Source organism: Thiohalocapsa sp. (genome assembly GCF_019695415.1).
In the GTDB taxonomy this organism is placed as follows: Bacteria; Pseudomonadota; Gammaproteobacteria; order Chromatiales; family Chromatiaceae; genus Thiohalocapsa.
In genome coordinates this window covers 1-8,251 of sequence record NZ_JAIFKJ010000414.1, presented here as the reverse complement: position 1 = coordinate 8,251, position 8,251 = coordinate 1, and the positions used below count along the sequence as shown (strand labels likewise).

General features: G+C 65.6%; 11 protein-coding genes. 10 read left to right on the top strand and 1 reads right to left on the bottom strand.

What is annotated here, in order from left to right:
• Positions 1-9: 9 nt before the first annotated feature.
• The gene (locus I6U14_RS11865) at positions 10-414 is read right to left on the bottom strand and encodes a hypothetical protein (RefSeq protein ID WP_296899586.1); all 405 of its coding nucleotides are present in this window, start codon (positions 412-414) and stop codon (positions 10-12) included.
• Between the two features lie 265 nt (positions 415-679).
• Between I6U14_RS11865 and I6U14_RS11860 the strand changes: the two genes are divergently transcribed.
• From I6U14_RS11860 to I6U14_RS11815, 10 genes are read left to right on the top strand one after another with little or no spacing between them, the layout of a single operon-like run.
• Positions 680-1,204, top strand: a complete 525-nt coding sequence (locus tag I6U14_RS11860) for a Na+/H+ antiporter subunit E (protein ID WP_296899585.1) — start codon at positions 680-682, stop codon at positions 1,202-1,204.
• Positions 1,204-1,485 (top strand): monovalent cation/H+ antiporter complex subunit F, encoded by a 282-nt coding sequence (locus I6U14_RS11855; RefSeq protein WP_296899583.1) that lies wholly within the window; start codon positions 1,204-1,206, stop codon positions 1,483-1,485. Before I6U14_RS11860 ends, I6U14_RS11855 begins: the two co-directional genes overlap by 1 nt.
• Complete coding sequence (gene mnhG / locus I6U14_RS11850; RefSeq protein ID WP_296899581.1) at positions 1,485-1,853, top strand: monovalent cation/H(+) antiporter subunit G; 369 nt, start codon at positions 1,485-1,487, stop codon at positions 1,851-1,853. The genes I6U14_RS11855 and mnhG overlap by 1 nt, the downstream gene beginning before the upstream one ends.
• Before the next feature lie 8 nt (positions 1,854-1,861).
• Positions 1,862-2,422 carry a DUF4040 domain-containing protein gene (locus tag I6U14_RS11845; RefSeq protein WP_296899579.1) on the top strand — a complete coding sequence of 187 codons (561 nt, stop codon included), beginning with the start codon at positions 1,862-1,864 and terminating at the stop codon, positions 2,420-2,422.
• Positions 2,419-2,835: a Na(+)/H(+) antiporter subunit B gene (locus I6U14_RS11840; RefSeq protein WP_296899577.1), complete on the top strand. Its 417-nt coding sequence runs from the start codon at positions 2,419-2,421 to the stop codon at positions 2,833-2,835. The genes I6U14_RS11845 and I6U14_RS11840 overlap by 4 nt, the downstream gene beginning before the upstream one ends.
• 1 nt (position 2,836) lies before the next feature.
• Entirely contained in the window at positions 2,837-3,190 is a 354-nt protein-coding gene (locus I6U14_RS11835; RefSeq protein ID WP_296899574.1) for a cation:proton antiporter subunit C, read from the top strand.
• Entirely contained in the window at positions 3,187-4,674 is a 1,488-nt protein-coding gene (locus I6U14_RS11830; RefSeq protein WP_296899572.1) for a monovalent cation/H+ antiporter subunit D family protein, read from the top strand. Before I6U14_RS11835 ends, I6U14_RS11830 begins: the two co-directional genes overlap by 4 nt.
• Positions 4,671-6,170, top strand: coding sequence for a monovalent cation/H+ antiporter subunit D family protein (locus tag I6U14_RS11825; protein WP_296899570.1), 1,500 nt, complete (start codon positions 4,671-4,673; stop codon positions 6,168-6,170). Before I6U14_RS11830 ends, I6U14_RS11825 begins: the two co-directional genes overlap by 4 nt.
• Positions 6,171-6,180: 10 nt before the next feature.
• Complete coding sequence (locus tag I6U14_RS11820; RefSeq protein WP_296899568.1) at positions 6,181-6,441, top strand: hypothetical protein; 261 nt, start codon at positions 6,181-6,183, stop codon at positions 6,439-6,441.
• Entirely contained in the window at positions 6,431-8,134 is a 1,704-nt protein-coding gene (locus I6U14_RS11815) for a Na(+)/H(+) antiporter subunit D (protein WP_296899566.1), read from the top strand. The genes I6U14_RS11820 and I6U14_RS11815 overlap by 11 nt, the downstream gene beginning before the upstream one ends.
• Positions 8,135-8,251: the final 117 nt, after the last annotated feature.

Here is an 8,251-nt window from a genome sequence, read left to right as displayed (position 1 = left end):
CTCGCTCTGTTATGCCGCATTGGCCTTGAAGGCGGGTGTAGAGCTGGGCAAGGGCCTCCCCAGGCCGGGGACGCCGCCTTTGCCCGCGGCGCCGTGTTTGATCTCCAGGGTCAGCTCGCGGCCCGCGGCGGTGGTGAGCACGCGCTCGCTGAACCAGGCATCCAGCGGCGCCAGCGCATCGGTGCCGAGGCCCACACCCGGGGCATCCAGCCGGTGGAGCAGGGCGCGGGCCATGGCCATCAGGGTGTCGGCGTACTGTAGATTGTTGCGGTCCAGGTCCTTGGTGATGTCGAGCTGCACAACGCAGAAGCGCCCCGGGCCTGCAAGCTGGGTCGCATAGTGCAGCAGCTCCGTGGTCTTGCCGCTGCCCGTGTGGCCGAAGAAGAGCACATGCTTCTGCCGCGGCGGATACATGCGCCCGTCGGCGAGCAGCAGCCCCAGCTTGCGCGCGCGCCGGTCCAGCGTGCGCTGGCTGCCGCGGGCCTCGGTGGGCGCGTGTTACGGCGCCGCCGCGCCGCGGGCCAGTGCCGGGTCCGGCCCAGCTGCCGCGCTGCCTTGGGGCTTGACCGATCTTCCGCCCCCCCGCTAGCCTGTGTTCGGAGCGATGTCGGACTTGTAAGGGCGCTTGGATTCATCATCTCCTGTTCGGCATCCATGATCCCTTACTCCTGATCCCCTCGTGCTGTACTTTTCCCTCCTCTTCGCTGTGTTGTTCGGCTTCTGGCTGCTTCTGTCCGGTTTCTGGGACAACGGGTTGCTGTTGGGGTTGGGGCTGGCCTCGTCGCTGTTCGTGGCCTGGATCGGCACGCGTTTGCAAAGCCCGGAGCAGGAGAACGGTTACAGCCTCGGCATGCTGCTGCGTTTGCCGCGGTATCTGGTTTGGCTCGTCGTGGCTATCGTCAAGTCGAACATCGACGTGGTGCGCCGCGTTTGGGATCCGCTGAACCAGCCCATCACCCCCGTGATGGGGCGGCTGCCGGTGAGCCAGCGCACGAGCCTTTGCAAGACCATTTATGCCAACTCCATCACGCTGACGCCGGGCACCGTGGCGATCGAGGTCAGTGACACGGATGTGCAGGTGCACGCGCTGACGCGGGATGCTTTTGCTGACCTCGCCGGCGGCGAGATGGACCGGGAGGTCAGCCGCCTGGAGGTTGGCGCTGGACATCGGCGCAGCAGCCCGAACGGTAAGGGACAGGCCTGATGTTCGCGGCCGCCGCCATCTGCATCTTGGTAGTCATGGCACTGGCGTTGGCGCGGGCCTTTCTGGGGCCGACCGTCTGCGATCGTATCCTCGCCGTGAATATGTTCGGCACCAAGACGGTGCTGCTGATCGCGGTTTACGGCTTTTTGACCGGCCGTCCGGATTTCCTCGACATCGCAATCACCTACGCGCTGATCAACTTCATCGGCGTTATCGCGGTGCTCAAGTTCGTTGAGGGGATCGCCGACAGTGAGCAGCAGCCGCGCCCGGACGAGTTCTGATGGATCTGCTGCCACCGCTATTCCCAGACTTGCTGCTGGACCTACTCAGCATGGCGCTCTTGATCGGCGGTGTGTTCCTCAGCATCTCCGGAGCGGTCGGCGTCATCCGCTTCCCGGATTTCTATACCCGTCTGCATGCCGCCGGGGTCACGGACACGCTGAGCGCCGGTATGATCCTGGCCGGGCTGATGCTCCAGGCGGGCTTCACGCTGGTTACTGTCAAGCTGCTGTTTATCCTGATTTTCCTGTGGTACACGAGCCCGGTGGCGAGCCATGCGCTGGCCCGAGCCGCGATGCACACCCGGGTCGAGCCCGCCGAAGCCGAGGTCATTGACGCTGACCAAGGAGACGAGTCATCAGCCAACTGATCGACATCGTGCTGCTGACCTTCCTGGTCGCCACCGCGCTGGCCGTAGTCCGCCTGCGCAGCCTGTTTGCCGTGGTCATGTTGTCCGGCATCTACAGCCTGGTCACCGCCGGCATATTCATCGCGCTGGATGCCGTCGACGTGGCCTTCACCGAGGCCGCTGTGGGCGCCGGTATCGCCACCATGCTGATGCTGGGGACGCTGCGCCTCACCGGGCATCGACAGGTAGCGCCGCGGCATTCACCGCTGCTGCCGCTGTTGGTGGTCACGATCACCGGCGGGGTCTTGCTGTGGGGCACCCGCGATATGCCCCGCTTCGGCGACCCGGCCGCGCCGGTGCACCACCATGTGGCGCCGCGTTACATCGAAGACTCGCCTACGGAGGTCGGCGTCCCGAACATGGTGACGTCGGTGCTCGCCAGCTACCGCGGCTTCGACACCCTGGGCGAGACGGTGGTGGTGTTTACGGCCGGCGTTGGGGTACTGGCCCTGCTCGGCATCGGCGGCCGGCGGCGTCGCGACGAGGGTGCCGAGGACACCGACGATGACGGAGGGACACGACCCGGATGAGTCATGACATCGTCCTGAAGGTGATCGCCAAGCTGCTGATCCCCTTCATCTTGCTGTTCGCGCTCTATGTCCAGTTTCATGGCGATTTCGGGCCCGGAGGCGGTTTCCAAGCCGGTGTGATCTTCGCCGCCGGCATCATCCTGTATGCGCTCACCAACGGTCCGGATGCCGCCATGCGCATCATGCCGCCCCGGCTGTTGACTCCGCTGGCGGCCCTCGGCGTGCTGCTTTACGGCGGCGTCGGCATCGCCACCGTGCTCTTGGGCGGCCATTTCCTGAACTACGACGTGCTGGCCCATGATGCAGTGCACGGGCAGCATTACGGCATCCTGCTCATCGAGCTTGGCGTCGGCGTGACCGTCGCCTCGGTGATGCTGGTGATCTTCTTCGCGTTCATCACCCAGGAGCCCTGACGTGGACTGGATCGGCCAGTACAACTACTACGTGGTCTTCTTCCTGATGATGACCGGCTTCTATGTGGTGGTCGCGCGCGGCAACCTGGTGAAGAAGATCGTCGGTCTGAACATCTTCCAGAGCTCGGTGTTCCTGCTCTATATCTCCATGGGCAAGGTGGACGAGGGCACGGCGCCCATCATCGTCGCCGGCGAGGCGATCTACTCCAACCCGCTGCCCCATGTGCTGATCCTCACCGCCATCGTTGTCGGTGTGGCCACCACTGCGCTGGGCCTGGCGCTGGCGGTGCGCATCAAAGAGGCCTACGGGACCATCGAGGAAGACGAGATCCACGAGCAGGACGACGATTGGTGATCCTCGACAACCTACCCGCCCTGTTGGTGGTGCTGCCGCTGCTGGGCGCACCCCTGTGCCTGCTGTTGAGCCGCGGCCGCCCCGCCTGGGTGGTGGCGACGCTGATCGCCTGGACCGTGCTCGCCATCAGCATTGTGCTGCTATGGCAGGTGCGCGCGGGCGGTGTGCTGCACTACGCCTTTGGCGATTGGGAGCCGCCCTGGGGTATCGACTACGTCGTCGACCGGCTGGCGGCCTACGTGCTGCTGATCGTCTCGGCGATCGGCGCCGTCGTGCTGCCGTACTCCTGGCGCAGCGTCAGCCGCGAAATCCCCGCCCGGCTGCACGCCATCTTCTACACGCTGCTGCTGCTGTGCCTGGCGGGGCTTCTCGGCATCGTTATCACCGGCGATGCTTTCAATCTGTTTGTGCTGCTGGAGATCTCGTCTCTGTCCACCTACGCCCTGATCAGCCTGGGCCGCAATCGGCGCGCACTGACGTCGTCCTACCAATACCTGATCATGGGCACCATCGGTGCCACCTTCTACATTATCGGCGTCGGGCTGCTGTATATGCTGACCGGCACGCTGAACATGGCCGACATCGCTGCGCGCATTGCGTCCATGGAGGGCTCCAGCACACTGCACACCGCCTTTGCCTTCATCGTCGTGGGCCTGGCCCTGAAACTGGCCATGTTCCCGCTGCACCTGTGGCTGCCGAACGCCTACGCCTTCGCGCCATCGGTGGTCACGGCCTTCTTGGCGGCCACCGCCACCAAGGTTGCGCTGTACGCGATGATCCGCTTCGTCTACACCGTCTTCGGGCCTGCGTTCACCTTTGGTGAGATGCATGTGCAGCTGCTGGTGCTGCCGCTGGCCGCTGCGGGGGTCTTCATCGGCTCCGTCGTCGCTGCGTTCCAGCACGGCATCAAGCGCATGCTGGCGTACTCGTCCGTAGCCCAGATCGGCTACATGCTGCTCGGCATCGGTGCGATGAGCGTCACCGGGCTTACGGCGGCGCTGCTGCATCTGTTCAACCACGCGTTGATGAAAGGCGCGCTGTTCCTCGCCGTTGGCGCCCTGGTGTACCGCATCGGCGGCAGCCGGCTGCACGAGATCGCGGGCGCCGCCCGTGATATGCCCTGGACCATGGCGGCCTTCGTGCTCGGAGGTCTCAGCCTCATTGGCGTACCGGGCACGGTGGGCTTCATTTCCAAGTGGTATCTGATCCAAGCCGCGCTGGAGAATGGCTGGTGGCCCGTGGTGGTGCTGGTGCTGGTCACGTCGCTGGTGGCCGTGGTCTACATCTGGCGCGTCGTCGAGACTGCCTATTTCGCCGAGCGGCCGGCCGATGCGCCGCCGGTGAGCGAGGCCCCGCTGGTGCTGCTGCTGCCGACCTGGGTGCTGGTGGGCGCCAACCTGTACTTCGGTATCGCCACCGGCCTCACGGTCGGGCTCGCGACTGACATCGCGGTCGGGCTGTACGCGGGTGGAGTGGCGCCATGATCGCGGCCATGGACAGCGACGCCCTGCGCATGGTGCTGGCGCTGGCCCTGCCGCTGGCTGGCGCGGTGGGCATCTGGGTCACCGGACGCTGGGCCAACCTGCGTGAGGGGGTGACCCTGGTCACGGCGGGGCTCTTGCTCCTGACTGTGCTCAGCCTGCTGCCGGCCGTGCTCGCAGGCGCGCGCCCCGAGTGGGTCTTCGCCGAGCCGATCCCGGGCATCGCCATCGCCTTGCGGCTGGAGCCGCTGGGCATGCTGTTTGCCGCTGTAGCATCCCTGTTGTGGCCGATCAACTCGGTCTACTCCATCGGCTACATGCGCGGAAACGCTGAGCAGCATCAGACCCGCTTCTACGTCTTCTTCGCCATTGCGCTGTTCGCGACCATGGGCGTCGCCTTTTCGGCGAATCTGTTTACGCTGTTCCTGTTCTACGAGATCCTGACGCTGTCCACCTATCCGCTGGTGACGCACAAGGGCAATGATGCCGCCCGCGCCGGCGGCCGGGTCTATCTCGGGATTCTGATTGCCACCTCCATTGGCCTCCTGCTGCCCGCCGTCATCTGGACCCAGGCCATCGCTGGCAGTACAGAGTTTATTCCGGGCGGCCTGCTGGCCAACATCGCCCCGGCCCTGCCGCCGGTGGTGGTCGGGCTCTTGTTCTTCCTGTTCATGTACGGCATCGGCAAGGCGGCGCTGATGCCCATGCACCGCTGGCTGCCGGCGGCGATGGTGGCGCCGACGCCGGTAAGTGCGCTGCTGCATGCCGTGGCCGTGGTCAAGGCCGGCGTCTTCAGCGTCGTCAAAGTTATCGTCTTCACCTTCGGCATCGAGACGCTGCAGGGGGTGGCCGCGGCCCAGTGGCTGCTCTACATCGCCGCATTCACCATTATCCTCGGCTCGCTGATCGCGCTGCGCCAAGATAACCTGAAGCGCCGGCTTGCCTACTCGACGGTGAGCCAGCTGTCTTACGTGGTGCTCGGTGCCGCCATCCTGGCGCCATTGTCCGTGGTGGGTGCCGCGCTGCACATTGCCGCCCACGCCTTCGGCAAGATCACGCTCTTCTTCGCCGCCGGAGCCATCTACACGGCGGCCCACAAGACTGAGGTGTCTCAGCTGCGCGGGATCGGCTGGCGCATGCCCTGGACCATGACTGCCTTCGCCATCGGCTCTCTGTCCATGATCGGGGTGCCGCCGGCGGCTGGATTCATCTCCAAGTGGTACATCCTGGCCGGCGCGCTGGAGACCGGACAGCTGCTCGCCGTCGGCGTTGTTGTGCTGTCCACGCTGCTGAACGCGGCCTACTTCGCGCCAATCGTCTTCAGCGCGTTCGCCCGGCCGGCGGATGACGATCCGGCCGACCACGGCGAGGCGCCGCTGCCCATCGTCATCGCCCTCACTGCCACAGCGGCGCTGACGGTGCTGCTGTTCCTGTTCCACCAGGTGCCGCTGGAGCTGGCCGACCAACTGGTTGGCCGCAGCGCACCCGCCGCCGGATGAGGTGCCCACCATGTCGGAGCAGACACACTGGCTGTATCGCAAGCAAAACCGCAGCAAGCTGTGGCTGGCTCAGTTCGTGATCCTGGCGCTGGCGCTGCTGCCAGGGCTGTTCATCCATCACCATGCCCATTTTCCGGGCACGGACTTCCGTCTCGACGCCAGCGTCGGCTTCTACGCCTGGTATGGCTTCGCCACCTGTGCGGCCATGGTCATCCTGGCCAAGGTGCTGGGCATCTTCCTGAAGCGCCCGGACGACTACTATGATGACTGACCTCCCCCTGCCCCCGGCGCTGGTTCCCCCGGCGCTGGTCATGGTGCTGGGGGCCTTCTTCATCCCAGCCCTCAAGGGCACCGCGCGCCGCAACCTGCTGCTCGGCCTGCCGCTGGCGACGCTGGCGCTGGTTTGGCTGGTGCCGGACGGCGTGGCACTGCCGGTTGGTTTCCTCGACTTAGCACTAGACCCAGTCCACGCCACCGCCGAGGGCCGTCTGTTCGCGACCGTGTTCGCGATCATGGCCTTCACTGGCGGGCTCTACGCGATGCACCAGGCGCGCACGCTGGAGCTGGTGGCGGCCTATGTCTATGCCGGCTCCGCGATCGGCGTCACCTTCGCCGGGGACCTGGTGACGCTCTTCGTGTTCTGGGAGCTGATGGCCATCGGCTCCACGGTCGTGATCTTCGCGGCCGGAACCGATGCCGCCGCCCGCGCCGCGTTCCGCTACCTGTTGGTGCATCTGCTCGGCGGCGTCGTGCTCATGGCCGGCATCGTCGCCCACTGGGCGGCCACCGGCAGTCTCGCCGTCCAGGCACTGGAGCCGAACAGCCTGGGCACGGCGCTGATGCTGATCGGGATCCTGGTCAATGCTGGCGCGCCGCCACTGTCGGCGTGGATCGCCGATGCCTATCCCGAGGCCTCACCCAGCGGCACCGTGTTCCTGTCTGCGTTCACCACCAAGACTGCCGTATTCGCACTGCTGGTGATCTTCCCGGGCGCCGAGATCCTGATCTGGATCGGCCTGTACATGGTGTTCTACGGCATCATCTACGCGCTGCTCGAGAACGACATGCGCCGCATCCTGGCCTACAGCATTGTGAACCAGGTGGGCTTTATGGTCTGCGCTATCGGTATCGGCACCGAGCTGGCCCTGAACGGCGCCGCGGCTCATGCCTTTGCGCACATCATCTACAAGGCCTTGCTGCTGATGTCCGCCGGCGGTGTGTTGATGATGACCGGCAAGCGCAAGTGCACCGACCTGGGCGGCCTGTTCCAGACCATGCCGCGCACGGCGATGCACGGCATTATTGGTGCCCTGGCCATCTCCGCGTTCCCGTTCACGTCGGGCTTCGTCACCAAATCCCTGGAAACCGCGGCTTCGGCGCACGAGGGGCTGCTGGTCGTCTGGCTGCTGCTGCTCGCGGCGTCCGCAGGCGTCTTCCTGCACGCCGGCATCAAGTTCCCCTGGTTCGTGTTCTTCCAGAAGGACTCCGGCCTGCGCCCGCCGGAGCCACCCATCGAGACACGCCGGGCCATGACCTTGTTCTCGGGGCTGTGTATCGGCCTGGGCATTTTCCCGGCGCCCCTGTACGCGATCCTGCCCTACCCGGTGGACTACCAGCCCTACACCGTTGAGCATGTGGTTAGCCAGCTTCAGCTGCTGCTGTTCGCCGGATTCGCGTTCTTCGTGCTGCTGAAGCAGATGAAGCGCACGCTCACCATCAGCCTCGACTTCGATTGGTTCTACCGCAAGTTCCTCCACGAGTTGGCCGAGGAGTTCACGGTGCGCACGGCCGAGGCCCGCGACCGCCTGGAGGAACGCGCCCTGGACTGGGCGCGTCGGCAGATCCGCATCCTCTACGCCCACCATGGCCCCCACGGCATCCTCGCTCGCACTTGGCCCACCGGCAGCATGGTACTGTGGGTGGCCTTAATGCTGGGGTGCACGCTCCTGCTCTACGTGCTCTGAGACACCGCAACCCCCGGGCCCTCGCCCTGGAAAGTGCACCGGAAATACCGGGAAACCGCCAGAGGTCCGCTTCCTGACCCGTTGCTGGCGTTCCGGGGTCGACGTCCGCCGGCAGCT

Excerpts from the sequence above, each read along its gene's own strand:
- I6U14_RS11865 (WP_296899586.1), bottom strand. The coding sequence starts at position 414 with ATGTATCCGCCGCGGCAGAAGCATGTGCTCTTCTTCGGCCACACGGGC.
- I6U14_RS11855 (WP_296899583.1), top strand. The coding sequence starts at position 1,204 with ATGTTCGCGGCCGCCGCCATCTGCATCTTGGTAGTCATGGCACTGGCG.
- mnhG (WP_296899581.1), top strand. The coding sequence starts at position 1,485 with ATGGATCTGCTGCCACCGCTATTCCCAGACTTGCTGCTGGACCTACTC.
- I6U14_RS11840 (WP_296899577.1), top strand. The coding sequence starts at position 2,419 with ATGAGTCATGACATCGTCCTGAAGGTGATCGCCAAGCTGCTGATCCCC.
- I6U14_RS11825 (WP_296899570.1), top strand. The coding sequence starts at position 4,671 with ATGATCGCGGCCATGGACAGCGACGCCCTGCGCATGGTGCTGGCGCTG.
- I6U14_RS11820 (WP_296899568.1), top strand. The coding sequence starts at position 6,181 with ATGTCGGAGCAGACACACTGGCTGTATCGCAAGCAAAACCGCAGCAAG.
- I6U14_RS11815 (WP_296899566.1), top strand. The coding sequence starts at position 6,431 with ATGATGACTGACCTCCCCCTGCCCCCGGCGCTGGTTCCCCCGGCGCTG.